This window comes from Paenibacillus taihuensis, assembly GCF_003386535.1.
GTDB lineage: Bacteria > Bacillota > Bacilli > Paenibacillales > Paenibacillaceae > Paenibacillus_Z > Paenibacillus_Z taihuensis.
Window position 1 is genome coordinate 1 of the sequence record NZ_QTTN01000024.1, and the last position, 23,879, is coordinate 23,879.

Annotated in this window: 23 protein-coding genes; 17 read left to right on the forward strand and 6 right to left on the reverse strand. The window is 55.8% G+C overall.

The window, feature by feature from the left end:
* Nucleotides 1-243: 243 nt before the first annotated feature.
* On the forward strand, nt 244-753 hold the full coding sequence (infC, locus tag A8990_RS18895) for a translation initiation factor IF-3 (RefSeq protein ID WP_245996101.1): 510 nt from the start codon (nt 244-246) through the stop codon (nt 751-753).
* A gap of 51 nt (nt 754-804) precedes the next feature.
* Here the strand turns inward: infC and A8990_RS18900 are convergent, their stop codons facing one another.
* Nucleotides 805-1,026, reverse strand: coding sequence for a hypothetical protein (locus tag A8990_RS18900; RefSeq protein WP_116190608.1), 222 nt, complete (start codon nt 1,024-1,026; stop codon nt 805-807).
* Between the two features lie 238 nt (nt 1,027-1,264).
* Between A8990_RS18900 and A8990_RS18905 the strand changes: the two genes are divergently transcribed.
* From A8990_RS18905 to A8990_RS18955, 11 genes are all read left to right on the forward strand, one after another.
* On the forward strand, nt 1,265-1,771 hold the full coding sequence (locus tag A8990_RS18905) for a hypothetical protein (RefSeq protein WP_116190609.1): 507 nt from the start codon (nt 1,265-1,267) through the stop codon (nt 1,769-1,771).
* Nucleotides 1,772-1,849: 78 nt separating this feature from the next.
* Nucleotides 1,850-2,509, forward strand: a complete 660-nt coding sequence (locus tag A8990_RS18910) for an HAD family hydrolase (protein ID WP_116190610.1) — start codon at nt 1,850-1,852, stop codon at nt 2,507-2,509.
* A 132-nt stretch (nt 2,510-2,641) separates the two neighbouring features.
* Nucleotides 2,642-3,319, forward strand: coding sequence for a response regulator transcription factor (locus tag A8990_RS18915; RefSeq protein ID WP_116190611.1), 678 nt, complete (start codon nt 2,642-2,644; stop codon nt 3,317-3,319).
* The gene (locus A8990_RS18920) at nt 3,319-4,611 is read left to right on the forward strand and encodes a sensor histidine kinase (protein ID WP_116190612.1); all 1,293 of its coding nucleotides are present in this window, start codon (nt 3,319-3,321) and stop codon (nt 4,609-4,611) included. The genes A8990_RS18915 and A8990_RS18920 overlap by 1 nt, the downstream gene beginning before the upstream one ends.
* Before the next feature lie 325 nt (nt 4,612-4,936).
* Entirely contained in the window at nt 4,937-5,131 is a 195-nt protein-coding gene (locus A8990_RS31620) for a hypothetical protein (RefSeq protein ID WP_181909666.1), read from the forward strand.
* 88 nt (nt 5,132-5,219) lie between these two features.
* Nucleotides 5,220-6,722 carry an extracellular solute-binding protein gene (locus A8990_RS18930; protein ID WP_181909667.1) on the forward strand — a complete coding sequence of 501 codons (1,503 nt, stop codon included), beginning with the start codon at nt 5,220-5,222 and terminating at the stop codon, nt 6,720-6,722.
* Entirely contained in the window at nt 6,722-7,417 is a 696-nt protein-coding gene (locus tag A8990_RS18935; RefSeq protein ID WP_116190615.1) for an ABC transporter ATP-binding protein, read from the forward strand. Before A8990_RS18930 ends, A8990_RS18935 begins: the two co-directional genes overlap by 1 nt.
* A complete protein-coding gene (locus A8990_RS18940) occupies nt 7,377-8,459 on the forward strand; it encodes an efflux RND transporter periplasmic adaptor subunit (RefSeq protein ID WP_181909668.1) in 1,083 nt (360 codons plus the stop codon). The genes A8990_RS18935 and A8990_RS18940 overlap by 41 nt, the downstream gene beginning before the upstream one ends.
* A complete protein-coding gene (locus A8990_RS18945) occupies nt 8,459-11,278 on the forward strand; it encodes an ABC transporter permease (protein ID WP_116190617.1) in 2,820 nt (939 codons plus the stop codon). The genes A8990_RS18940 and A8990_RS18945 overlap by 1 nt, the downstream gene beginning before the upstream one ends.
* A 20-nt stretch (nt 11,279-11,298) precedes the next feature.
* Nucleotides 11,299-12,273: an ABC transporter ATP-binding protein gene (locus A8990_RS18950; protein WP_116190693.1), complete on the forward strand. Its 975-nt coding sequence runs from the start codon at nt 11,299-11,301 to the stop codon at nt 12,271-12,273.
* Nucleotides 12,245-12,751 carry an RNA polymerase sigma factor gene (locus tag A8990_RS18955; RefSeq protein WP_181909669.1) on the forward strand — a complete coding sequence of 169 codons (507 nt, stop codon included), beginning with the start codon at nt 12,245-12,247 and terminating at the stop codon, nt 12,749-12,751. The genes A8990_RS18950 and A8990_RS18955 overlap by 29 nt, the downstream gene beginning before the upstream one ends.
* Before the next feature lie 82 nt (nt 12,752-12,833).
* Here A8990_RS18955 and A8990_RS18960 read toward each other — a convergent pair whose 3' ends face one another.
* The 4 genes from A8990_RS18960 to A8990_RS18975 all read right to left on the reverse strand — a co-directional run bounded on the left by A8990_RS18960 (nt 12,834) and on the right by A8990_RS18975 (nt 16,973).
* Nucleotides 12,834-13,547, reverse strand: coding sequence for a PspA/IM30 family protein (locus A8990_RS18960; RefSeq protein WP_181909670.1), 714 nt, complete (start codon nt 13,545-13,547; stop codon nt 12,834-12,836).
* A gap of 57 nt (nt 13,548-13,604) precedes the next feature.
* Nucleotides 13,605-13,838 (reverse strand): PspC domain-containing protein, encoded by a 234-nt coding sequence (locus A8990_RS18965; RefSeq protein ID WP_116190620.1) that lies wholly within the window; start codon nt 13,836-13,838, stop codon nt 13,605-13,607.
* Nucleotides 13,839-14,729: 891 nt separating this feature from the next.
* Nucleotides 14,730-16,019, reverse strand: coding sequence for a glycoside hydrolase family 18 protein (locus A8990_RS18970; protein ID WP_116190621.1), 1,290 nt, complete (start codon nt 16,017-16,019; stop codon nt 14,730-14,732).
* A gap of 123 nt (nt 16,020-16,142) precedes the next feature.
* Nucleotides 16,143-16,973, reverse strand: a complete 831-nt coding sequence (locus A8990_RS18975) for a hypothetical protein (protein WP_116190622.1) — start codon at nt 16,971-16,973, stop codon at nt 16,143-16,145.
* A gap of 295 nt (nt 16,974-17,268) precedes the next feature.
* Here A8990_RS18975 and A8990_RS18980 point away from each other — a divergent pair, with 295 nt between their 5' ends.
* Nucleotides 17,269-17,856, forward strand: coding sequence for a guanylate kinase (locus A8990_RS18980; RefSeq protein WP_116190623.1), 588 nt, complete (start codon nt 17,269-17,271; stop codon nt 17,854-17,856).
* An 81-nt stretch (nt 17,857-17,937) separates the two neighbouring features.
* Here the strand turns inward: A8990_RS18980 and A8990_RS18985 are convergent, their stop codons facing one another.
* The gene (locus A8990_RS18985; protein ID WP_116190624.1) at nt 17,938-18,795 is read right to left on the reverse strand and encodes a helix-turn-helix domain-containing protein; all 858 of its coding nucleotides are present in this window, start codon (nt 18,793-18,795) and stop codon (nt 17,938-17,940) included.
* Nucleotides 18,796-18,876: 81 nt separating this feature from the next.
* On the opposite strand from A8990_RS18985, the gene A8990_RS18990 reads away from it, so the two are divergent.
* From A8990_RS18990 to A8990_RS19005, 4 genes are all read left to right on the forward strand, one after another.
* Nucleotides 18,877-19,953, forward strand: a complete 1,077-nt coding sequence (locus tag A8990_RS18990) for a Gfo/Idh/MocA family protein (protein WP_116190625.1) — start codon at nt 18,877-18,879, stop codon at nt 19,951-19,953.
* A gap of 15 nt (nt 19,954-19,968) precedes the next feature.
* Nucleotides 19,969-20,850: a sugar phosphate isomerase/epimerase family protein gene (locus A8990_RS18995; protein WP_116190626.1), complete on the forward strand. Its 882-nt coding sequence runs from the start codon at nt 19,969-19,971 to the stop codon at nt 20,848-20,850.
* A gap of 18 nt (nt 20,851-20,868) precedes the next feature.
* Nucleotides 20,869-21,711: a sugar phosphate isomerase/epimerase family protein gene (locus tag A8990_RS19000; RefSeq protein ID WP_116190627.1), complete on the forward strand. Its 843-nt coding sequence runs from the start codon at nt 20,869-20,871 to the stop codon at nt 21,709-21,711.
* 110 nt (nt 21,712-21,821) lie between these two features.
* Entirely contained in the window at nt 21,822-23,663 is a 1,842-nt protein-coding gene (locus tag A8990_RS19005; RefSeq protein WP_147306832.1) for a copper amine oxidase N-terminal domain-containing protein, read from the forward strand.
* The last annotated feature ends 216 nt before the right edge of the window (nt 23,664-23,879 follow it).

The window sequence follows — 23,879 nt, forward strand, 5'->3', positions numbered from 1 at the left end:
ACCTAGCGATCATAGACTTATGAAATTGACTCTTTATCCACTCATTTTCGTCCGAAAGCGCCCAAAAGGGTGATTTTGAGCAGAGATGAGTGGATTTTTCGGATTTTTCCATTATAGAGAGCGAATTGGGCTGCGAAGGCCATTCTATGATGGATTTTTCCAGTATAGGGGTTATGGTAGTTGGTTGAGCACGAGTTTAGATAAGCCGCTCAATATGCGATAATAGCGCTATGCAGCAACAAGATGGCAGAAGGAGCGGTTATCGGCATGATCGTCAATGAACAAATCAAAGCATCGGAAGTTTGGTTAACCGGAATCAATGGCGAGGATCTCGGCATCGTCTCGCGGGACGAGGCGTTGGCGCTTGCGAGGGAGCATAAGGTGGATCTCGTCTGCACGTCGCTGATGAGCAGCCCGCCGCCGTGCAAGCTGATCAGCCGCGGAGCGGCGAAGCAGGATGCGTCGGCGCAGAAGCGCGAGGAGCGGAAGAAGGACCAGCCGCTCAAGGCGAAGGAGATTCGGCTGACGCCGCATATTGAGGATCACGACTACGACACGAAGCTGCGCCAATGCGAGAAGCTGCTTGCTTCGGGCAATGCGGTCGATCTTGTCGTCAAGATTGGGGGCAAGGAAGGCGCCAAGGCGAAGGAACTGCTGGAGCAGCTCGTGAAGGATCTCTCCGGCAGCGGCAAGAAGGAGACCGGCATTCAGCTAAGCGGCAAGCAGGCTGCAGTCCGGCTGCTTCCTCTATAAAAGAGTATAAAAGGAGCATCCCCATATGGAGGATGCTCCTTTCTTCATCCATTAGAACGAGTGACGGTCCGCATAGTTCCGGTACACATGCTCATCCGGATCATGGCTGCCGAACGAATGCTGCACGTTATCGACCATCTCCTCGACCGCATCGCTGAGCATATCGAGCGGGCCGAAGCTTTCGTGATCGCGCGGCGTATTAATGCCTGCCGCCGTATTGGACGTTTCGTTGTAGTACTCGTCATACTCTTCGTGGTTGTCTCGGTTTCTCATCGCATTTAGCCGCCTTTTCTTGGGATGGGTGCTTCCTTATGGCCATTGTTTGTCTATTCCTTCCTATTCTGCCCAGCACAGCCAGGGAATATTGTGAATTTTTTGAAAGTCCAAGTACTAGGAAACTCCCGCCGCATCATAAAATGTGTTACAGAACTCTTCCAGCTTATGTAAGCTTTGGAGTTGCTGCACCGCTGTGTTATAATCACAGCAATATTCCCATTATTCGGAGGCGATTATGCTCAGCTTCGACCAGAAGATTTCGATTTTGGAGTCCTTTCCTGAGCTCAAGCGGAAGGACGTGTCACTAGGGCGAGTCAATTATCAGTACGATGAGAGCCTGTATGACAAGAAAAATGTTGCGTTTCACCTCCACCCGAACGGAAACGGCTTCATCTATGCCGGCAATCTGGAAGGTTATGATACCGATGACAAGGGGTTCGTAAACATTCGCAATTATGAGGCCGATGCATTCCGCAGCTTGGTGCAAGAGTCGATTAGATCGCTCTCTTACCGGAAGCCGGAATGGAATCAGCGGTCCGTCAGAGAAGCGGCGAATGCACCGCGCAGCAAGAGGAGTGAAATTTCTTCGTCGACTTGGTTCGGACCGGATAAACAGTCGCTGATTTTGCGGCATGAGGACGATCTCTGGTATGTGTACGCCGGAGCGAGCCTGGAGATGGTGCTGGAAACCTACGAAGAGGCTGAACAATATTTGCAGGAGGAAGGCTTCTTCCTGCTGTAATGAGATAGAGCCGTCAGGGCGATAAATGCGAAACTGACGGTTCTTTTGTTTGCTTGTAAACATGAGGGGGACGAGAAAATGACGATTAAAGCGATTATTTTTGATTTTGACGGTACGCTGATGGATACGGAAACTTGTGGGTACGAGGCGTTCTGCAAAGTGTACAAGCACTACGGGCAAGAGCTGGCGCTGGAGAAATGGGCGATCTGCATCGGAACGGTGAACGCCCCGTTCGACCCGTATACACACCTGCAGGAGCTGGCGGGCAAGCCGCTCGATCGCGCCGAGCTGGTAGAACAGTTCGAACGGCTGCATGAGGAAGAGCTTCAGGGGACGACGCTGCGACCAGGCGTGGTTGGCATTTTGGATGAAGCGAAGCGGCTTGGTCTGCGCATTGGATTGGCGTCCAGCTCGGATCGCAAATGGATTAATCGGCATTTGCAGCAGCAGGGCATCGCGGAATACTTCGAAGTGATCTGTACGAGAGACGATGTGCTGAAGGCGAAGCCGGATCCGGCACTCTACTTGCTCGCCTTGGAGCGGCTTGGCCTGAAGGCTGATGAAGCAGTGGCAGTCGAAGATTCGCTGAACGGGCTTACGGCAGCGAAGCTGGCAGGCTTGAAGGCGATTGCCGTGCCGAATCCGGTGACGGCTCAGATGAACCTGTCGCAGGCTGATGTGATGCTCGATGGTTTCGAAGGTGTATCGCTGGATGAACTCATTAGCAAACTGGCATAACGATACTGTGAGATGGGTCGCGGATTGCAGCGGAAGCTGTACTTCGAGGCCCTTTTTTTAACCCTTTCTTAAGGTTCGCCATGTACAATTGGACCAGCAGAACAATGGCCGAGTGAAGAAGGGGCATAGCAAGTGCGAATATTAATAGTAGAAGATGACCGTCCGCTGCGTGATGCGATCGCGATGGTGCTTAGAGAAGAGGCCTATCAGATCGACGAGGCGGACAATGGCCTTGAAGGACTGTATTTGGCCGAGCAGCGCATTCATGATTTGATCGTGCTTGACATTATGATGCCGGGGATGGACGGGCTGTCCGTTCTCCAATCGCTGCGTGCGAAGGGGATTACGCTGCCGATTCTACTGCTCACGGCACGAGATAGCGTCGAAGATCGGGTGCTAGGGCTCGATGCAGGCGCTGATGATTATATGATAAAACCTTTTGCGATGCCTGAGCTTCTGGCGCGCATTCGTGTGCTCATGCGCAGACAATCGCGAGGTGCACCGGACGGCGAGTTGAAATACGGCGGCATCTCGGTAAAATGCCAGGCGATGGAAGGGTATGCCGATGGAGAGCCGCTGAAGCTGACGGCCAAGGAGTTCGAGCTGATGGAGTTTCTGCTGCTCAACCGGGAGCAAATCCTGACGAAGGAGCAGCTGCTTGACCGCGTATGGGGCATCGATTCGGATGCGGGGATCGGCGTCGTTGACGTGTACGTCCATTATTTGCGCAAGAAGCTGGCTCCCTCGGGCTATGACCGCTGCATTCATACGATCCGCGGCGTCGGATACATGCTGAAGGAGAGAGCGTAATGTTCAATCGTACCCGCATCCAGCTCACGATTCGCAATGCTGCTGTGTTGTCCGTCATTCTTATCGCCTTGAATGTGTCCGTTTATTTGGTGATGAAAGATATGCTGATGTCGCAGATCGACCGATCGCTGACCGGGGTAAGCAACAAGATGACGGTGACTGCGGCGACATCGGCGTCGGCTGCGCTGCCGCTGCAGAAAGGAATCATCTATCAGGTGGGCCAGATGGACCGGCCGGTCATTCAGCTGTTCTGGTCGAAGGATAACCAGCCGCTTCTGATGCCGGCGCACGAAATCATCAGCCAGGATCAGTTGATGCGGCTTCAGCCGGACAAGCTCGCCAAGGAGCTGACCACCGTTAAAGTCGGCGACCAATACTATCGTGTATATACAAAAAGCAGCGGTGACGAGGTAATGCCCGTGGTGTTCATGAGCGGCAGCGAGTACCAAGTTGCGAAGCAGCAGCTGCTTACGAATATTTCCGCAGAGACGGGGATGCTTCACCGGCTGTGGCTGATTCTGCTGTTCGGCGGCTTTGTCGGGCTGCTCGTCGCCGTTGCTGCCGGTTACTACTTGGCGAACCGTGCGCTGATTCCCATCCGGATCTCGCTGGAGCGGCAGCAGCAGTTCGTCTCCGACGCTTCGCACGAGCTGCGCACGCCGCTGTCCGTTATTCAAGCGCATGGGGAGCTGCTGCTGCGCCATCCCGATCATACGATCGAGCAGGACAGCAAGCATATTTCCGTCGTGCTGCAGGAGACGCGGCGCATGAGCAAGCTGGTCGGCGGCCTGCTTACGCTGGCGCGGTCGGATTCGAACCAGCTGGAGCTCGATAAGCGTGCGGTTCAGCTCGACCGCATCGTGCAGGACAGCGTCGGCAAGATGCAGATGCTCGCCGAGGTGAAAGAGATCATCCTGAACGCCGAGACGGAAGCGTCCGTCCCGATGACCGGCGACGAAGAGCGGCTGCACCAGCTGCTGACGGCGCTGCTGGATAATGCGATCAAGTACACGCCGGAGGGCGGCGTTGTACGTGTGGGCTGCCGCAAGCTCGCGCATACCGCGGTGCTGGAGATCGAGGACACCGGCATCGGCATCGCAGCCGAGCATTTGCCGCATGTGTTTGACCGGTTCTATCGCGCGGATAAGGCGCGCACCCGCCAGGAAGGAGGCACAGGCCTCGGCCTCGCCATAGCCAAATGGATCGTCGACCGCCACGGCGGCAAGCTCCGGGTGGAGAGCAAGCTCGGCGTCGGCACGAGGGTTGTTGTGACGCTGCCGTTGTCGGGGTAGCGGGCCGGGGGCTGCCGACAGGGTCAGAGCAATACCGTTGTCGTCGCAACGGCGAACCCGCAACCTGCAACCTGCAACCTGCAACCTGCAACCCGCAACCTGCAACCTGCAACCTGCAACCCGCAACCCGCAACCCGCAACCCGCAACCCGCGAACCGCAATTCGCAAACCGCCGACCGCCCCCGCACCGCAAGCTTCTGGCCCCCGCCAACTTGCTAACGGACTCAGGAGCCGTTATTGCTGAATAGTGCTGCTGAGGTTCCTTAGCTCCACAAAAGTGTTATTTTCGGGCAAATAAGCTCTGTACGGTTCCTTAGCGGCGGCGGTGGAAGCGGGAGACGGCGGGGCGTGGGAGGCGGAGGAGCAAGCGGCAGAAGCAGATGAGCAGGTGGCGGGCGGAGGCAGGAGAGCAAGCGGTGAGCAGCACCGAAGCAGCGCCGAAGCAGCACCGAAGCAGCACCGAAGCAAGAGGGAGATTCCGGTCTCCCTCTTATTTTATGTTCTTTTCAGCGTCTATTAAGCTTCCTTTCAGCTTCTCTAACGGATTTCTAAAGATCGCCTTTCATACTGGTTTCTGTAGATCAATTCATAGAAGAAGGGTGATTGTATTGTATAAACCATGGGGTAAAAAGCCGGCGCTGAGCCTGTCCGCGCTGACGCTGCTCGTTGCGCTGTCGGCCTGCACATCGTCGGGAGGCAAGAAGGGGTCGGACTTCGGCAGCCTGGATAGAGAAGACCAAGGAACGTTGAAGGTGGCGTACTTCGACGAGCAAGCTTTCTTCAGCCAATACGGCAACGCGTTTCAAGCGATGTTCCCGAACGTGGACGTAGAAGTCGTATCGACGGAAAGTATTTTTCAGGCCGATAACCCGGAAGCCGAGCTCGAGAAGCTCATCCAGGACCAGCATCCGGACGCGCTGTTCCTATCCGAAGATCAATACGCGGCGCTTTCGAAGAAAGGGATGCTCTACGATCTGGATGCAGCGGTGAAGCAGGACAAGTTCGACATCGACAGCTTCCAGCCGTCCGTCATCGATCTGCTCAAGCAGCGCGGAGGCGGCAAGCTGTACGGACTGAGCCCGACGTTCTCCAGCCAGGCGCTCTACTATAACAAGGATCTTTTCGACAAATACGGTATCCCTTATCCGAGCGACGGCATGAGCTGGGAGGATGTCATGAAACTCGCGGCGCGCTTCCCAGTGAAGAAGGGCAGCGACGATCCGGAGGCGATGATGAAAGGCGACGACGCTCTGTACGGTCTGGCGCAGTCGATCTCGACGAGCAATTCTTTTGACCTCATCAGAACGATCGGCGAAGCCAAAGGACTGCTGTACGCAGACAGCGACACGAAGACGGTATCCATCGATACGCCGGAGTGGAAGAGCATCTTCGAATCGGTTATCGCAGGCTACAAGTCAGGAAGCCTCACTGCTCCATCGACAGGCGGTGGCGGCGGAATGGGCGGCATGATCCGTATGGCGGGAGGCCAGAAGGCGATATCGTTCGGCCCGAGCACGATGCGGTTCATGCAAGGCCAGGCGGCGATGGCGGTCGACAGCCCGATGATTATGAGCATGATGGGCAAGATGGCAGGCGCGACGGTCGCAGTGAAAAAAGGCGGCAGCGGCGGCAAGACCGCAGATGCAGGTCCGCGTCCGCTTGGTCAAGAGATCAATTGGGATGTCGTGACGGTGCCGGTCGATCCAGCACAGCCCGATGTGACGGGAAGCGTCGAACTCGATAACGTGGTCTCGATCAGCGCGGCATCCGAGAATTTGCCGCTCGCATGGGAGCTCGTCAAATATGTCAACGGCGAGCAGCTGGCGAAGACAAGCTCGAAGTCGTCTCCGACGCTATCTTCCCGTACGGCTTTCAAGAATGATATGGGCGGCAAGAACGTCGATGCATTCTACGCGTTGAAGCTCAACGAGCAAAGCCTGCTTCAGAATCTGCCGGACGGTTTCGCGGATTCCTTCGGACAGATGGCCGATGAGCAGATTCAGAAAGCGGTGGCCGGTACGCAATCGGTAGCCGATACGATCAAGTCGATCCAATCGAAAGGGCAGGATCTGCTGACGAAAGCGATGAACGACGAGGCGGCGGCAGGGTAATGGCGGCGGAGGATTTGGGGCCGTTGCTCGAGGTGCGGCATGTTCACAAAAGCTTCCCCGTCAGCGGGAGCGCCCGCGTCGATGTGCTCAAAGGCATCGAGCTTACGATCGAGCCGGGGAAGCTGACCATGCTTCGCGGACGGTCAGGGTCAGGGAAGACGACGCTGCTCAATTTGCTCGGCGGATTGGACCGGCCGACGGAGGGCGAGATTGTTTTTCGCGGGAGCCGGATCGACGAGTGGAGCGATAAGCGGCTGACGGTTCTGCGGCGCAAGGAGATCGGCTTCGTATTCCAATCGTTTGCGCTGCTGCCGCTCCTGACTGCATGGGAGAATGTCGAGCTGTCCCTCCGGATGGCAGGCACTCCCCGCGCGCAGTGGAAGGAACGCACCGATAGATGCCTCGAGCTCGTCGGATTGGCGAAGCGGGCGCATCATCGGCCCTTCGAGCTGTCCGGCGGCGAACAGCAGCGGGTGGCGATCGCGAAGGCGATTGCCCACCGGCCTGCGCTGCTGCTGGCGGACGAGCCGACAGCGGAGCTGGATACGCAAATGGCGGCGCGCATCATCGGCGCCTTTCGCGACATTATTGGGGCGGAGCAGATTGCGATCTGCATGACAACACATGATTCTACGTTATGGGAGGCGGCGGACGTTGTATACCAGATGGCCGATGGACGGATTGTTCCGGCATAAGAAGCGAGCGGGGAACTCCGCGGCACGGTTGCTGCTTGCGGGGCTCAGCCTCGCGCTCCTGGCTGGCTGCTCGCTGCTGCCTCAGGAGGAAGAGCAGGAGGCGCTGCCGCAGATCCGGGTGCCGAAGATTTCGCAGAAGCCGGAATATCCGGTGAAGCGCGAGACACTTACGCTGAGCGTGAGCGGTTCCGGGAAGCTGATGAGCGAGCGGGAGGAAAATCTTTATTTTACAGTGGATAATCAGCGAATTACAGATGTGCTGGTCAAAGCAGGCGACAGCGTGAAGAAGGGCCAGGTGCTTGCCCTGCTCGATACAGGCGATACGGAAAGCCAGATTCGCCGCAAGGAAATTGATATTGAGAAAGCGGAGCTGGACCTGAAGGAAGCGATTCGGGGCTCGGGTCAGGGAGCAACGGGCAACAGCAGTGATAGCGATGTCACACTTCGAAAGCAGAAGCTGGATTACGAGCTGCTGGAGAGCGAACTCGCCGACTTGAAGAAGGACCTTACCGGCTTGAAGCTCGTAGCACCGTATGACGGAACGATCGTAAGCTTGACGGCGGAAAAAGGGGATTTGGCACGGTCGTACGAGAAGGTTGGGCAGATTGCGGACATGAATGCGCTCGTCGTTGCGGTGCAGTTCAGTTCTTCTGACCTGGCGAGCATCGCGGCGGGCATGGAGACGACGGTGAGCATCAATACGGGCGGGGAAATAACCGGGAAAGTTAGGCGGATGCCAATTAGCACGGATCAATCGGATGAGGATTCGCTCGACTCGTATGTGCTGATCGATGTGCCGAAGCTGCCGGGAGGTGTCAGTCACGGTACGCCGCTTTCGGCCGCCGTCGTTGTTGAACGGCGCGAGAATGTGCTTACGATTCCGGTATCGGCGCTGCGGACTCAGAATGACCGTAACTACGTCATGGTCGCGAATGCCGACGGCACCAAGGGCGAGGTGGATGTTGAGATCGGATCCCAATCGACGACGGACGTGGAAATCAGCAAAGGACTTGTAGAAGGCCAGAAGGTTGTGGGGAAATAATGCGAATTCTCCTTTTTCTGCTCCTGAAAATGTGGCAAAATCGCTGGTTCACGCTCGGCACGCTGCTTGGGCTGACGGTTGCGGCTGCTTTTGCAATGAGCATTCCGATGTATGCGGACGGTACGCTGAAGCGGGTCGTTGCCAAGTCGCTTCAAGAAGAGACGCAGGGGCTGCCCGCGGCGTCGCTATATATGAAATACCAGTCGTCTGGCGGTAACGAGTCGGATTTGGATGGTCTTGCCGAGGTGGATAGCTGGATAAGCAAGCAGCTGCCGGGCGAGGTTGGTTTTCCGGTAAAGGCGTACTCCAGCCGGATGTCGCTGCCTTCGTCCGTTGTGCGGCCTACAGACAAAGAGAAGGCTGGCCGTCTAGTGCGCATGGAGCTAGCGACGCAGAGCGGCATCCAAGAAGGCGGGCAGATTCAGCTGGTCCAAGGGAAGCAGCCTCGAGACGGGATGCAGGATGGCGCGATAGAAGCGCTCGTGCTGGATGAAGCGATGGCTCGTTATGGCTGGAAGGTCGGCGACACGTTCTATTATGACGTGCGTAACAGTGACGGCAAGACGAAACGGATCACCGTGCGTATCAGTGGCACTTACAAGCTGAAGGATGAGTCAAGTCTCAACTGGGCGATTGACGGCCAAGACAAGCTGGCTGCCACGATGCTCGTCGGCTCCAAGACGATGAAGGATACGCTGCTGAAGGACAACAAGCTTGTCCTTGATTCAGCAGGCTGGTACTACGCGTTCGATCTGCAAAATATTCGCATCAGCGACCTCTCCCCTCTAATCGGCGAGCTGGGGCGGCTGGAAGTGGACTTAAGCCGGATGATGGAGGGCACGAAGGTCAACTTGACGTTCGTCGATATGCTGGAAGACTTTCAGCGGCAGAGCACGCTGCTTCAAGCGATGCTGTTCGCGCTGGCGGCGCCGGTGCTGGCCATGGTGCTCTACTACATTACGCTGAATGCGCAGCAATCGTTGGAGCGGCAGCGCAGCGACATCGCGGTGCTGCACAGCCGCGGCACGAGCCCGCGTCAGATCGTCGCGCTGTATGCGATCGAAGCCGCGCTGCTAGGCGCAGCGGCGCTCTTGATTGGACTTGGTCTCGCCTGGTTCATGGCGAAGACGATCGGCTCTTCGAGCGGGTTTCTCTCGTTCGTCGGCCGCAAGTCGATTCCGGTCGGCTGGAACGGAACCGCCTGGCTGTTCGGGATCGGCGCCACAGTGATGGCGGTCATCGCGACCGTAGTGCCGATCCGCAAGTACGCCGAGGCGTCCGTCGTTCAGCATGTGCAGCAGCGGGCGCGCTCTGGCAGTGCGCCGCTCTGGCAGCGGCTCTATCTGGATGTTGTGCTGCTCGTGTTGGCGGCGGCCGGCTGGTATTTGCTGCACGGCGGACAAATTGCGGCTGTGGGGAGTGGCGGAGGGGGCAGCGGTAGTGGTAGTGGCGGCGGTCAAGGGGCTGACATTCAGCCGGTTATTTTCGCGGTGCCCGCGTTGTTGATCTTCGCTGCAGGGCTGCTCTGCCTCCGGCTGTTCCCGCTGCTGCTTCGTTTCCTGCGCACGGTGCTGAAGAACCGGGCACCGGTGACGGTGTATTTGACGTTAACTCAGCTCTCAAGGTCGGGGGCTGCATTTTATCCGATTATGATTTTGCTCGTGCTTACGATTGGGCTTGGAGTCTATAATTCATCGGCTGCTAGAACGATGGATCTGAATGCAATGGACCGGACGCAGTATCAATACGGCAGCGACGTCATTCTGAAAACCGCCTGGGAAGGGATTCAGGACGAGGATGACCAGAACAAAATCTATTACACCGAGCCGTCATTCGAGGCGTACCGCAAGCTGGATGGTGTCTCTTCTGCGACCCGCGTGTTGAAGGCGACAGGCAAGGTGGAGGTTAGCGGCAAGTCTGCGGGAGCAGGGCAGGTGGTCGGCATCGACAATGCGGATTTTGCGAAGACAGCGTGGTTCCGCGATGATCTGTATCCGGTAACGCCATATCAGTACTTGGATGCGCTTGGCACGGCTGAGCAGGCTGCGCTGGTGTCGAGTAATTTTGCCGAGAAGCATGGGCTGCAAGAGGGTGACCCGATCACGATTCGGATGGGCTACGATAATACGCCGGTCGATTTCGTTGTCGTCGGCATTGTGCCTTATTGGCCGAGCCTTTATCCGGACGAGATGCCGTTCTTCATCGCCAACCTGGATTATATCAATCAGCAGATCGAGAAAATCCCATACGATGTCTGGCTGAACATGGAGGACGGCGCGAAGCTGGCTCCGGTGCTCGACAAGCTTGCAGATAGCGGCATTACGGTATCGCAGGTGGACGATGCGCGCGGTGCGCTCATTGAACGCCGGAACCATCCGGCTCAAGGCGGCGTGTTCGGCATTCTCAGTCTCAGCTTCCTTATTTCACTGCTCGTTTCGCTGCTCGGTTATCTCATCTTCTGGTTCTTCACGTTGTCGCGGCGCGTCGTGCAGCTCGGGATTTTGCGGGCAATGGGGCTTTCCCGCGGGCAGTTAACCGGCATGCTGCTGCTCGAGCAGCTGTTTACGACCGGCTTGTCGGTTGCTGCGGGCATCGGGCTCGGCACGCTGGCGAGCCGTCTGTTCCTGCCGTTCCTGCAGGGCAGCGGCGTTGACGCGACGAGGCAAGTGCCGCCGTTTCGAATCGTGTTCGAGGCAGGAGATGCGCTTAAGCTGTACATCGCGACTGGCGTTATGCTCGCTGCCGGCGCGTGTCTGCTGATTATGCAGCTGCGGCGTCTGCGCATTACGAATGCGGTGAAGCTTGGTGAGGAGCGGTGATGGAAGTGAGTGAGACAGCGATGATCCATTGCGAAGGCTTGGTGAAAATTTTCAAAACCGATGATATCGAGGTCGTCGCGCTGCAGGGGCTCAATCTGACCGTCGCGCAAGGCGAGATGATGGCGATCATCGGCAACAGCGGAAGCGGGAAGTCGACTCTATTGAATATATTAGGCGGGCTTGATCTGCCATCAGCTGGGACCGCGACGGTTGGGGAGTGGAATTTGCTCAAAATGACCAAAGAGAAGCTGATCGAATATAAGCGGCGGACTGTCGGGTTCATCTGGCAAAATAACGGCCGCAACCTCGTGCCGTACCTCACCGCGCTGCAAAATGTCGAGCTTCCGATGCTCATCCAAGGCAAAGCGGATCGGACTTATGCGAAGCAGCTCCTTACCGCCGTCGGACTCGAGCATCGGATGAAGAATCGGCTGACGCAGCTGAGCGGCGGCGAGCAGCAGCGTGTTGCGATTGCGATCGCGCTCGCGGGCCGTCCGCAGCTCGTGCTCGCGGACGAGCCGACTGGCTCCGTCGACAGCGCGACGGGCGAGCAGATTATGGCCATCTTCCGCCGGTTGAATCGGGAGATGGGGGTTACGATCGTCATCGTTACGCATGACTTGTCCATTGCGGATAAGGTGGATCGTGTCGTCGCCATTCGTGACGGGTTGACGAGTACGGAGTGGGTGAAGCGGAATGAAGATGCTTTGCTTGCTTCGGATGGGACCGATAGTGGTGCAGATGCAGGCGTTGGAGTTGGTGCTGGTGCTGGTGCTGGTGGGGGCTTTGGCTCTCGTCATGAGCAGTTTGCCGTAATTGACCGTTCGCACCGCTTGCAAATTCCGAAGGAGTATGTGGAAGCGCTCGGCCTATCGGACAAAGCGGTCATTGAATTTGACGGGGATAGTGTTCGGATTAGACCGCCTGCGGGGGCGGCTGGTATATCGGTTGGAGGTGAAGGGTCTCATGGAGCAGGCAGCGGCAACAGTGAATGAGCTGTTTGTGGCTCATGCGGACAATCTGAACCGATACATGTACAAGCTGACCCGCAATCGAGAAGAGGCGGCCGATCTGGTGCAGGAAGCTTTCCTGCGGCTAATTATTCAAGGCGGCGAGATGCCTGGCTATCCCAAGACGTGGCTCAGTCAAACGGGTTATCGGCTCTTTATCGATCAGTGGCGCCGGAAGAAACGGATCACGTGGCAGCCGCTTTGCGAGTCGATGCTCTGCCATGCGACGCCAGAGCAAGATGTGCTCGACGGCGATTTCGAACGGTTCGTGCGGTCGCTACTGTTCCGGCTGAAGTCGCTCACACGTGCCGCGCTATATTTACGGCTGTTCAAGCAATCGAGCTACAGCGAGATCGCCGGGAAGCTCGGCTGCAATGAGAACACCGTCAAGACACATATTCGGCGCGGCAGGGCACAGCTGGCGGAGTGGCTGGAGCTGGAGCTAACGCTGGGGCTGGCGTAAATGCACAGAAAAACAACCTGACTTTCCGCGCGCAGTTTGCAGCGGAAGGTCAGGTTGTTATTTTTAGCAAAGGTGGATGCGATTATGCGTTGTCGTTAGGCAGCTTCTTGCGAAGCAGCTCCATCTGCTCGTCGATCAGCGAATGGCTCGATGCAGCATGCGACGACGGGTTCGAAGGCGTGCCATATGCGCTTGCGCTTGCACTCGCGCTCGTGCTGTACGGATTGCGGCGCAGCTCCAGATGGGCTTCCCATTGTGCAATCTTCTCTTCGATACGCTGGAATCCGCGCGACGCGAAGCCATCGAAGTCATTTTGGTGGGAGCTGAAGTTCGGCATTGCTGTGCGGGACTTCTCTTCTGCTCGCTGGATGCGGGCTTGCAGCTCCTCGCGTTTCTTCAGCATCTTCTCTTGCTCCTCGCGGGCAAGCTCCAGCTGGCGAGTCAGCTCGGCAATGCGCAGCTTCGCGTTCTCGTGGGATTGCGTGTACTCTTTCACTTTCTCCGCATAATGAAGCTTCCCGACGAGTGCTTCACGTGCCTGTCCTTCAAGGCCGGCTTTCATGGCGTCCATGGCCTTCGCTTCGCAGTGATCAACCATAACGGACGCTTCCTGCGCCTGTTGTGCCGTCAATTTCGCAGTCGCCTCTTGCTTAACCAGCTCCTGCTCTGTCTTCGCAATATCATCCTGCATGCCGCGTACGTATTGGTTCAGCATCATCGCTGGGCTTTCCAGCTTATCGAGCAGCTCATTGGCAGCTGCCTGTGTAATCGTGAACAAACGGTCAAATAATCCCATTGTGAACATCTCCTAGTTATCATTTTTTGTGGTTGTTGTAGTTGTGGTCTTGATGAATTAGCCAAAGTAACGGAACGAGCTGCTTGGTGGAGGAGGAATAACCTCGAACGGCGCCTTTGGCACAAGCACGCTGGCGATGACGTACAGCAGCAGCGTCGTGCCGAAGCTGAATACGCCGGAAGCGATCAGCACAATACGGATGATCGTCGGGTCAACGCCGAGCCATTCTCCAATACCTCCGGCAAGACCGGTAAATTTGCGATCCATTGTTGAGCGAAAAAGTTTCTTCATGTGAATCCATCTCCTTCAAAATTTTCTTATTTGTCGTCGTTTATAGTGAGTGTGTTGATTGATCTAGTGAGCGGTGTGTTTATTGCCTCAACCGATATCCTTAGTTTAAAGATCCGCGGCATTCTTCGTAACCGTCCCGCGGCTGTTTCTGAAGCTGGCCTTAAGGCGGGGGACCTCTCCGACCTAAGGCGGCTATGCTCGGAAGGCGGGGTGGTGAGAGATGGTTTTTCCGCTCTTGGGGAGCGGAAAGGCGTGTTTGACTGAGTGAGAGAGGCTTTTGCTTCTCTCACTGTCAGCTCGGGCGGGGAAGTTAGTGGATTCAAAAGATGAGAGATCCAAATTGGCACTCTCGGCGTACAAATGACGCGGATTAGCTGCTGAGAGAGCATATTGGAATCTCTCAGCTCAAGGTGAGGTGGAGATCGGTGGTGTTCAGACGCTGAGAGGTTCAAATTGGCACTCTCAACGTGCAAACGGAACGGTTGAGCTGCTGAGAGAGAATAATGGGATCTCTCAGCTCGCGGTGATTGGAAGGATGGTGAGGTTCGCATGATGAGAGAACCTATACGTGCTCTCAGTGAGGAAATGTTGTGTATTTGAAGCTGAGAGCACATATTTGCTCTCTCGGCTCCCGGTAAAGGGGGGAGTTAGTTGGGTTCTACTGATGAGAGAACAGCTGGCGTGGGGCAGAAGTGGAAGTGGTCGGATGAGGTTGGCAGAAGTTAGATGCAAAAAACCGCCATTCAAGCACAATTGTGCTCGAATGGCGGCTCACGACACTTCGGCTCTGCCTCACACTGCCCCGTATGTAGCTTCAGCTCCGGCCTCTCGTACCCGGGCTCACGACACTTCGGCTCTACCTCCCACAGCCTCCGCCTTTCACTGTTCCCGCTAAAGCAGCTTCGTCACCTTGAAATTATCCTCTAGCAGCAGCCAGTTTTGCGGGAAGCTCAGTCCCAGCTTCCAGTAGCTGATCCCGCGCAGCTGAAGCTCCTTCAGCAGATTGAACTTCGCCTGGATGGAGCGCGCATCCTCGAACCAGACACGATGCTCCTTGCCGTTGTCGTCCCAGTACGTGAAATGCGGCGCCTGCGCGGTGTAATCGTACTGGATTGAAGCGTTGCGCTCCCTGGCAAGGGTAATTGCCGCCTGCGGGCTTATCGCTTTGGCATAAGCGCCGCCAGGGACATAGGGGAGCGTCCAGTCGTAGCCGTACAGATTTTGGCCCATCATGATCTTGTTCGCCGGAATTTCGGAGAGTGCGTATTCGAGCACGTTGCGAACCGGTCCGATCGGCGAGACCGGCATCGGCGGGCCGCCGCTGTAGCCCCACTCGTACGTCATAATGATGACGAAGTCGGCGATTTGGCCATGCGCCTTGTAGTCATGCGCGGTGTACCACGCACCTTGCTGCGCCGCGCTCGTCTTCGGTGCGAGCGCCGTCGACATCGTCAGACCAGCGGCGTGAATCGGGACAACCGCTTTACGCAGGAAGCGGTTATAGGCTTCTCGGTCCTCAGGCCGCAAGTGCTCGATGTCGAAGTGAATATCGCGGCAACCGAGCTCTCTGGCCATGTCCAATATATTCGCGATCAGCTTATCCTGCAGCGCCGTATCATTCAAGAGAAGTTCGCCGAGCTCCGCGCTGAACTGTTCGTTCTCGATATTCGTTACGGTCATCATGAGCGCAACGCGCTGACTGCGTGCGATGGACGCCAGATCATCGAGCGGCGGCGGGGTAAGCGAGCCGTCCCGTTGAATGCGGAAGTTCGCGGGGGCAAGGTAGGTCAGATGCGGAACGGCATTGCGCGCCGCCTGAATGAGCGACTCCGATACAGAATTGCCGCGCGGCTCAATATACGCATTCACGGCAGCGTTTCTCTTCGGACCAGGCGGAATATATAGCCGTAGTCCAACCCGCAGCGGCGTTGTCGCAGAAAGACTGTTCACGTTCGCAAGCGCGGCGGCGGTCGTGCCGAATTTGCGTGCAATTGACGTTAACGTGTCGCCTTGCTGCACCCAATAATATTGCCCGACGATCGGAATGACGAGTGCCTGTCCGATCACCAGCGAATTACCGGCGGATATTTCATTCGCTTCCGTAATGGACTCTACGGGTACGCCGTATGTTTGGGCGATCCGATAAAGTGTCTGACCCGCCTGAACAACATGAATTTGCAAGCTTATCCCCTCCTTATGTACCACCGAGAGTAGCCGTAAATACGCAGTTCGCCTTCTACATGCTATTCCGAGCAACCGCCATACATGAGAGGTTTTACTGCTAAGCTTGTCAGCCGAAGCTCATCATTTCCCAGGAATTTGTGCGTTCGTCGCAGCTATAATGCCGCTAATGCGGCTCTCAAAACTGTTGATCCGCTGCTTCTGTTCCACAATCGTTCGCGATAACGAGACGAGCGTCGTCAGCGATTGCAGCGTACCTTCGAAGCTGTCTCCCTTCATGGCCGCATTCATCGTCGTAATGACGGGAGAGATGTTCTTCTTCGTGCCGGAGACGACGGCCTGCACCGACTTAATCTGATCGCGAAGCGGATCGATATCGGCGAGCATGACCCGCAGATGTTTAACTATACTAGCAGTCGTTGCTTTTGCCACCCTCAGCGCATCCTCTCTCGCTCTGATGTCAGCCCGGGCGATAGCGACGGCCGGCTTCAATCCATCCGCCTGAGCCTGAAGCAGGGAGGCGAGCGTCTTCAGCTTCAAAGCCTTTGCGTCTTTAATCTGTGTATTGAGCGACGTGTACAGCGAGAACAGGGGCTTATATCGTTCTTTCGTTACAGCGACGTCCCGAGTGAGCTTGCTCAACTTCACCGCATCGATCACTTTAATCCGCTCGCGAACAGCGGCAAGCGCTGTGCCATTATTATCGTGAAGCGTCCCAATCTGCTTATCCAGCGCATCCTCCGATACCTGCCAAACAACTAAGCTCAACGACTGTGCCTGCAGCCTTTCCTTCATCTGCGAGCTGGCTGTCCCAATAAGCTTGCCAAGCGTAGTCTGTGCCGCGCTGGTCAACTTGACGGATGAGGCTGCTGCAGTGCCGGGCAATACGGAAACCATGACAAGAGCAATAATTAATATGGCTGAAAACGCTTTTCTTCTCATAACATGTAACATAGGGCTATTTCCTCCTCGGAGTTGTAAATTGCCGGAAAACGCAAAAACACCCGCAAGAAAGGCTGCTCTACGAGCCTTTGCTTACGGGTGCTTCCGACGTAAGATGTTCCGGTTATATGATTTTTGTAAAATATATCCGATTTCATAGAATTAGTCAAGCATTCCGCCAATAGAACAATTGCTGGATGAATTTGGTTTAAGCTATAATAGATATTATATACATTGCCATACCTGACTCTTCAAAGCTTAGCAGCATTCGAAGGACCAAAATCGGTACGTTCAGGAGGTTGTGCGAATGAGTGAACAACAAGAACGAGAGATGATTTTCGTATTTACGGGACCGGATGGCTCCGGACGCAAGACGATCGCTGAAAGTGTAGGCGCAACGCTCGGCATTACGAAAGTAATCTCTTTTGCAACGCGCAGACCGCGGCTCGGAGAGACTAACGGCCAAGATTACCATTTCATCACGCCTGAGTTGTATGATCAGTTTGAATCGGACGGCGAATTTATTGAGAACGTATCCGTGAACGGCAATCGTTACGGCTTGCGGGCGAAGGACATTGCCTACAACTTGAAAAAGAGCGGCAGCATCTATCTCATCCTGAACCCGGAAGGCGCGCATGCGCTGAAGGATACGTACGGCGACAAAGTCATTCGTATCTTCATCTACGCTGACCGACGGACGGTGCAGGAGCGGCAGAGCGAAGCGGGCATTGATCCAGCCATTATTGCATCTAATTTGAATCAATATGAGTCCGCGATTCGTTACCAAGCAAGCTGCGAGCATGCTTTTGAAAACTACGATTTGGCCCATACCGTCTTCGATATTGCGAACACGCTGGAGAGCTACCTGCAGCGTAACCTCGAAGAACGTGATTAGATTATATACGGTACCTTTAAGCTCGTCCCTTCCAGCAGAGAAGAGGGCGGGCTTATTTGTTTGCGCCTTATTCGCGAGCAGCTAGCGCATCCGCTTCCGATACGTCCGCGGGGCAGTATCCGTCATTTTCTTGAACACGCGTGAAAAATAAAACATATCCGAATAGCCCAGCAGCGACGCGATCTCATTGACGGTCTTATCCGTGCTGACAAGCAGCTTCTTCGCCTCCGCGACCTTGAGCCGGTGGAGATATTCGCCGAGCGGATAACCGGTATAACCGTGCACGATGCGGCGCAGCGTCGGAATGGAGATATGATGGCGGGTCGCGAGCGCCGCCGTATCGAGCGGCTGATAGATCGACTCGGACAAGTCGTCAATTACCTTATGGACGAACAGCGAGCGGCTGTCTGTATCGGCGCTGCCCCAGCGCAGCGACATTTCGAACAGCAGCGACTCCAGCGCGAGCGCAGCCCGGTCTTGGTTGGCGGGGACGGCGCTGTCGATGAACTGGAAGATAAGCTCGATTTTGCTGAAAAAGCTCTCGTCCGTCCCGATGTATTTTACAAGCTCCGGATGCTCATACCAGTTCTCCACCCACTCCTGGATGCGCTCGCCTTCTAGCGTGAAATAGTACTCGTCCCAGAAGCCGTTCTTCTCTGGTCCGTATTGGAACACCTCGCCGGGATAGAAGCAGAAGAGCGAGCCTGCTTCTACGCTCTGCCTCTCTCCATCCCCGGCCTGATAGTAGCCTCGACCTGCGCTAATATAAACGAATGCCCAGTGATCGAATTTCGTCTTCCCTCGCTGCGACGTTCGTCCAGGCAAATGACCGGCATGAACAATGGTGAGCGACTTGACGCGCAGCTTCTTGATATCGACCATGCAGTCGAACAATCGAAGCGGCAGCGGACTGATCATATTGTCCATATAGGTTGGCATGCTGTGCATTCTCCCATCTGAAATGACAAGTTACACTCATTATATCGAAACCGATTACATGTAGGAAAGGTTGATTAAATAATGACGACTAGCAATCAAGCTAAACTTCGTATTGGCGTTGTCGGAGCAGGCTCCATCTCCGGCGCTCATTTAGGTGCCTATCAAACGAATCCGGATGTTGTACTTGTAGCTATTTGCGATAAGAATGAAGAGCGTGCACGCGCAGCTGCGGACAAGTATGGCGCAGAGAAAGTGTACACGGATTACAAGGAGCTGCTTACTGACCCTGGCATCGATGCAATCAGCGTATGTACATGGAACAACACGCATGCGGAGATTAGCATCGCTGCGCTTGAAGCGGGCAAGCATGTCCTGTGCGAGAAGCCGTTAACGAAGACCGTTGCAGACGCAGAGCGCGTCGCCGCTGCGGTTGAAGCTTCGGGCAAACTGCTGCAAGTAGGCTTCGTGCGCCGCTATGCGTCCAGCGTTGAAGTGCTCAAGCGTTTCATCGATGCAGGCGATCTTGGCGAGATTTACTACGCGAAAGCGACTTGTTTGCGCAGACTTGGCAACCCGGGCGGCTGGTTCTCCGATAAGGAGCGCTCCGGCGGCGGACCGCTGATTGATCTTGGCGTCCATATTATCGATATTTGCTGGTACTTGATGGGCCGTCCGAAGGTGAAATCGGTCACGGGCAATACGTACAAGAAGCTCGGCAACCGTTCGCATATTAAGAACCTCGGCTTCTATAAAGCAGCTGACTACGATGCAGAACGCAACGATGTAGAGGATTTGGCGAATGCGATTATCCGCTTCGAGAACGGCGCTTCCTTGATGGTCGACGTCAGCTTCACGCTGCATGCGCAGAAGGACGAAATTTCCGTCAAAATCTACGGTGACAAAGGCGGCGCAGAGGTTGAGCCAGCGCTTGTCATTATGGGCGAGAAGCATGATACGATCGTCAATATGACGCCGCAAGTCGACCATACGACATTCGATTTCGTGGATGCATTCGGACGCGAAGTTGGACACTTCGTTAACAGCTGCCTAGGCAAGACGGAGACGCTAAGCCCGGTTCAGGACGGCGTTGAAGTGACGCGTATGCTGTGCGCGATTTATGAGTCGGCTGCTACGGGCAATGAGATTATTTTCGAATAGAGAGGGAGATCCGAGATGGCCATCCAATTAGCGAACAAAATCGGCGTTATTGTAGATAGCTTCAACGTTGGCGTGCGTGCAGGCCTGCTGAAGGCGAAGGAAGTCGGCGCGGAGGGCGTGCAAATCTATGCCGTATCCGGCGAGATGGACCCTGCGAATTTGAATGCGGCGGCCAGACGCGAGCTGCGCTCGTATATTGAAGGGCTTGGCCTGGAAATTTCGGCGCTTTGCGGCGACCTTGGCGGCCACGGCTTCCAGGATGCCGCAGCGAATGCGGAGAAAGTCGAGAAGTCGAAGCGGATCCTCGATCTGGCAGTCGACCTCGGCACGAACATTGTAACCACGCATATCGGTATCGTTCCGGATGACCGGGGTGGCGCGATCTATACGGCGATGCAAGAAGCTTGCGAGGAGCTGGGCCAGTATGCCAAGAGCCTCAATTCGTATTTTGCGATCGAAACAGGTCCGGAGACGTCCGCTCATCTTAAGAGCTTCCTTGATACGCTCAGCACGAACGGCGTGTCGGTTAACTTTGATCCGGCGAACATGGTTATGGTAACTGGCGATGATCCGGAACAGGGCGTTATTACGCTGAAAGATTACATTGTGCATACGCATGTGAAGGACGGCAAGCGTCTGCGCGTCGTTGATCCTCGCCAAGTGTACGGCTTCCTCGGCTATCAGAAGATGACGCATGAGCACATTGCCGAGATGGCTTCCGCTGGCGCGGACTTCGAAGAAGTGCCGCTTGGCGAAGGCGGCGTTGATTTTGAAGCTTATTTTGCGGCGCTGCAGTCGATCGGTTATAAAGGCTATTTGACGATTGAGCGTGAGGTTGGGGCTCAGCCAGAGGTAGATATCCGCAAAGCGGTTGAATTCATTAAACGGTATCGTTAAGAGGAGGATGACAGAGCTATGAAGATCGCAGTCAGCGTGTGGAGCTGCCACAAATATTTGTACGACGGTTCTTGGCAAAATGCCGACTTCATCGACTACGCGGCATCGATCGGTGCGGGCGGCGTTGAGCTGCTGAGCGTATTCTGGAACACGGAGCGTGACCTGCCTGCAGTTCGCGAGGCGCTTACGCGTAACAATATCAAGCTCGCGTGCTTCGGCGCATGTAATGATTTCGTGAAGCTGACAGCAGAAGAGCGTGCTGCGCAGCTGGATGATATCAAGCTGGCAGTCGATATGGCGGTAGAGCTTGGCGCTGAAGTGGTGCGCGTCTTCGCGGGCGACCGCAAGGAAGGCATCAGCTTCGAGCAAGGTAAAGGCTGGATCGTAGAAGGGCTTGCGGCTGGCGCGGCTTATGCGCTTGAGAAGGGCGTGGTGCTCTGCCTCGAGAACCACGGCGTGTTCGCGGGTAAGTCGGAGCAGGTTGAAGAAATTATCGCTGCAGTCGCATCGCCGGCGCTGCGCAGCACATTCGATATGGGTAATTTCCTGCTCGTCGACGATGTGCCGCAGACGGCATTCGAAGCGCTGAAGCCGTTCATCCGTCACGTACATGCGAAGGACTTCAAGCTTGTAGGTCTCGAGCAGACGGAAGGCGTGTACCGTTCGCTGGATGGACGGCCGTTCATCGGCTCCGTGCCGACAGAGGGCAGCGTCGATGTTGCTGACATCATCGGACGTCTCGCCGGAGCGGATTACAGCGGCTGGATGAGCGTGGAGTACGAAGGTATGGAGGAGCAAAAAGCCGGCACGGCTAGAGCGGTTGAGCTGCTTCGTCAGAGCGTAGAAGGTACGCGCGTGTAGCGATTTGCGAGGTCTTCAAACGATCGGCTGATGCTGGTCGTTTGAGGACCTTTTTTGCATGATTGCAACCTTTCGGTGGTGGAAGCGTCTGTAAAAACAGGAAGCTTATCATGAGAGGAAGGTTGGAGGACATGGTTGGGAGATGGACAAGACGCGTGCTGCTTGCGGCTTCGCTGTTCGTTGTGCTCGGGAATGCGACAGTTTCGATGGCAGCGTCGAGTGGGACTTTTGTTGAGAGCGGGACGTCGAGGCTAACGGGGAACGGTACGCCAATGTTAGATCCGGGATTCGGGTATTATACGCATTTTACGAGCGCGCTTGCGCAACAGCTGTATAAGAAAAGCCCGGTCACTGCGTACTTGCCGACGCGGCTGCCGGATTCGGGTTGGCAGTATTATGGGATACAGAGCCAGCTAACTGGAGATGGCTATAAGTTAACGGCTTATCGATCGGCGAAAGCGGTGCCGGTTGAGGCGATGCTGCTTGGGGCAGGCGAAGCGGCTGGTGCCGGGCCGGCGGTGGCAGCTTCCGATGTGCTGTACCGGCTTGCGGCAGGGAATGCTGCGGAAGCGGGTTTGGCTGTGCCGGCGAGCGCGCAGCAGCTGGGGAGCAGCGAGGCTGGCTGGAAGTTCTGGGGCGACGGCTTGGATGCAGCGCTTGCGACAAGGCTGAGCGACAAGTTTGCGGCGATGGTGAAGCCCGGCGCGCCGGTGAATGGTGCGACAGGGACGGTGCTGGTTAGCGCTGCTGCAGGCGGGAAAGTGATATATTCGGCAAGCTGGACGAATGACGGCAGCACATACTACTCTTTTGTCAGCTATGGCTCGCTTGATGATTTTATCTCGATGTTGACCAGCTTCAGACCTGTACTGAACCTGCTCGACTCGGCAGATATTGTACTGCTTCCGGTCGATATGCAGCTGGAATTGCAGGCGGGACGCAGCAATATGTTCGTGACGTATGAGAACCGATTTGCTCCGCTGGCGAAGGCGCCGCTTATGAAGAATGGGGTGGCCTACCTGCCGCTTCGCGATATTGCAACCATTATTGGCGGACAGATTCAGTTCGTCGCCGGCGGCGCTGTGTACGTGTCGCAGAACGGCTGGCTGAATGAGTTGAAGCTCCAGCTGCGCACGGGCGAAGTGTTCCGCGGACAGGAGAAGCTGGCGACTGTGCCGCTAATCGTGCAGGAGGGGACAACGCTCGTACCGCTGCGATTTATGACGGAGCAGTTCGGTCTTCCTGTGACGTACAACGCTGCCACCAAAACGATCACCGTGCGTTATACGCACTGGGATACGAATAGTGTCGTGCCACAGGTCAGCGATACAGCGGACTATAAGACTTCCGTACTTAGCATTGGCGGACCTGCGTTCACTTATTATAATGATCGGCTTGGACCAGGAACGGGCTGGAGCTATGAAGGGCATAAGCCGCCGCTTGGCTATAACGGCTTGAAGTATCAGATTTATGGCGTCGGGGTGAATCTGCTCCCAGGCGAGAATGCTTTTGTTATGCGCGATATGCAGACGAAGCGTGTCATTAACAGCATTCCGCTCAAGACGACGCTGACTGCGTCAGATGTGCCGTTCAGAATGATGGGCCCTGTTGTAACGGATGGCTTGAAGATCAAGATGAAGCTCACGAGCAGTAACGGCAAGGCTTGGCCGGCAGGTTATGCTGAGATAAGCGATGGGGCCGCGGTGGATGTTGCCGGGGAGTTCCAAGGATTCAGTTACGACTCCGTGCAGATTGGATACCGGATCGGCAGCTTGGAGAGCAAGCGCGTCGATGTGCCTGTGAAGGACGGCAAGTTTACGTATCGCCTGACGCCGAATAAGGGGCCGGGAACTTATGAAGTGATGGTCTACAGCCCGCCCGGCAGCGTGCCTGGAATGGGCGGAGATGCAGTTGCGGAGCTTGTTAGTTTTGTGGTTGTGACTAATCGCTGATCAGGAGAAGCGAGCTAGAAGTAAGCTATAAGTGACCAATAAGAAAGCTCTCGATACTGCTGACTGTGATTGGTTGGCGGGGCGGGGGCTTTTTTGATTTTAGGGCGAGTGGAACATCGTAGGGATTTCGACGAAGAGTGTCCTCCAGGGATACACATATGCGGAAGACCAGCGAAATCCGGAGAAAGAGTACCCTGAGGGATACACATATGCGGA

Coding starts and splice junctions, on each gene's coding strand:
- A8990_RS18975 (WP_116190622.1), bottom strand. CDS start 16,973: ATGTTACATGTTATGAGAAGAAAAGCGTTTTCAGCCATATTAATTATT.
- A8990_RS18910 (WP_116190610.1), top strand. CDS start 1,850: ATGACGATTAAAGCGATTATTTTTGATTTTGACGGTACGCTGATGGAT.
- A8990_RS18900 (WP_116190608.1), bottom strand. CDS start 1,026: ATGAGAAACCGAGACAACCACGAAGAGTATGACGAGTACTACAACGAA.
- A8990_RS18935 (WP_116190615.1), top strand. CDS start 6,722: ATGGCGGCGGAGGATTTGGGGCCGTTGCTCGAGGTGCGGCATGTTCAC.
- A8990_RS18950 (WP_116190693.1), top strand. CDS start 11,299: ATGATCCATTGCGAAGGCTTGGTGAAAATTTTCAAAACCGATGATATC.
- A8990_RS19000 (WP_116190627.1), top strand. CDS start 20,869: ATGAAGATCGCAGTCAGCGTGTGGAGCTGCCACAAATATTTGTACGAC.
- A8990_RS19005 (WP_147306832.1), top strand. CDS start 21,822: ATGAGAGGAAGGTTGGAGGACATGGTTGGGAGATGGACAAGACGCGTG.
- infC (WP_245996101.1), top strand. CDS start 244: ATGGCAGAAGGAGCGGTTATCGGCATGATCGTCAATGAACAAATCAAA.
- A8990_RS18905 (WP_116190609.1), top strand. CDS start 1,265: ATGCTCAGCTTCGACCAGAAGATTTCGATTTTGGAGTCCTTTCCTGAG.
- A8990_RS18960 (WP_181909670.1), bottom strand. CDS start 13,547: ATGGGATTATTTGACCGTTTGTTCACGATTACACAGGCAGCTGCCAAT.
- A8990_RS18990 (WP_116190625.1), top strand. CDS start 18,877: ATGACGACTAGCAATCAAGCTAAACTTCGTATTGGCGTTGTCGGAGCA.
- A8990_RS18955 (WP_181909669.1), top strand. CDS start 12,245: ATGGAGCAGGCAGCGGCAACAGTGAATGAGCTGTTTGTGGCTCATGCG.
- A8990_RS18995 (WP_116190626.1), top strand. CDS start 19,969: ATGGCCATCCAATTAGCGAACAAAATCGGCGTTATTGTAGATAGCTTC.
- A8990_RS18980 (WP_116190623.1), top strand. CDS start 17,269: ATGAGTGAACAACAAGAACGAGAGATGATTTTCGTATTTACGGGACCG.
- A8990_RS18920 (WP_116190612.1), top strand. CDS start 3,319: ATGTTCAATCGTACCCGCATCCAGCTCACGATTCGCAATGCTGCTGTG.
- A8990_RS18965 (WP_116190620.1), bottom strand. CDS start 13,838: ATGAAGAAACTTTTTCGCTCAACAATGGATCGCAAATTTACCGGTCTT.
- A8990_RS18985 (WP_116190624.1), bottom strand. CDS start 18,795: ATGCCAACCTATATGGACAATATGATCAGTCCGCTGCCGCTTCGATTG.
- A8990_RS18945 (WP_116190617.1), top strand. CDS start 8,459: ATGCGAATTCTCCTTTTTCTGCTCCTGAAAATGTGGCAAAATCGCTGG.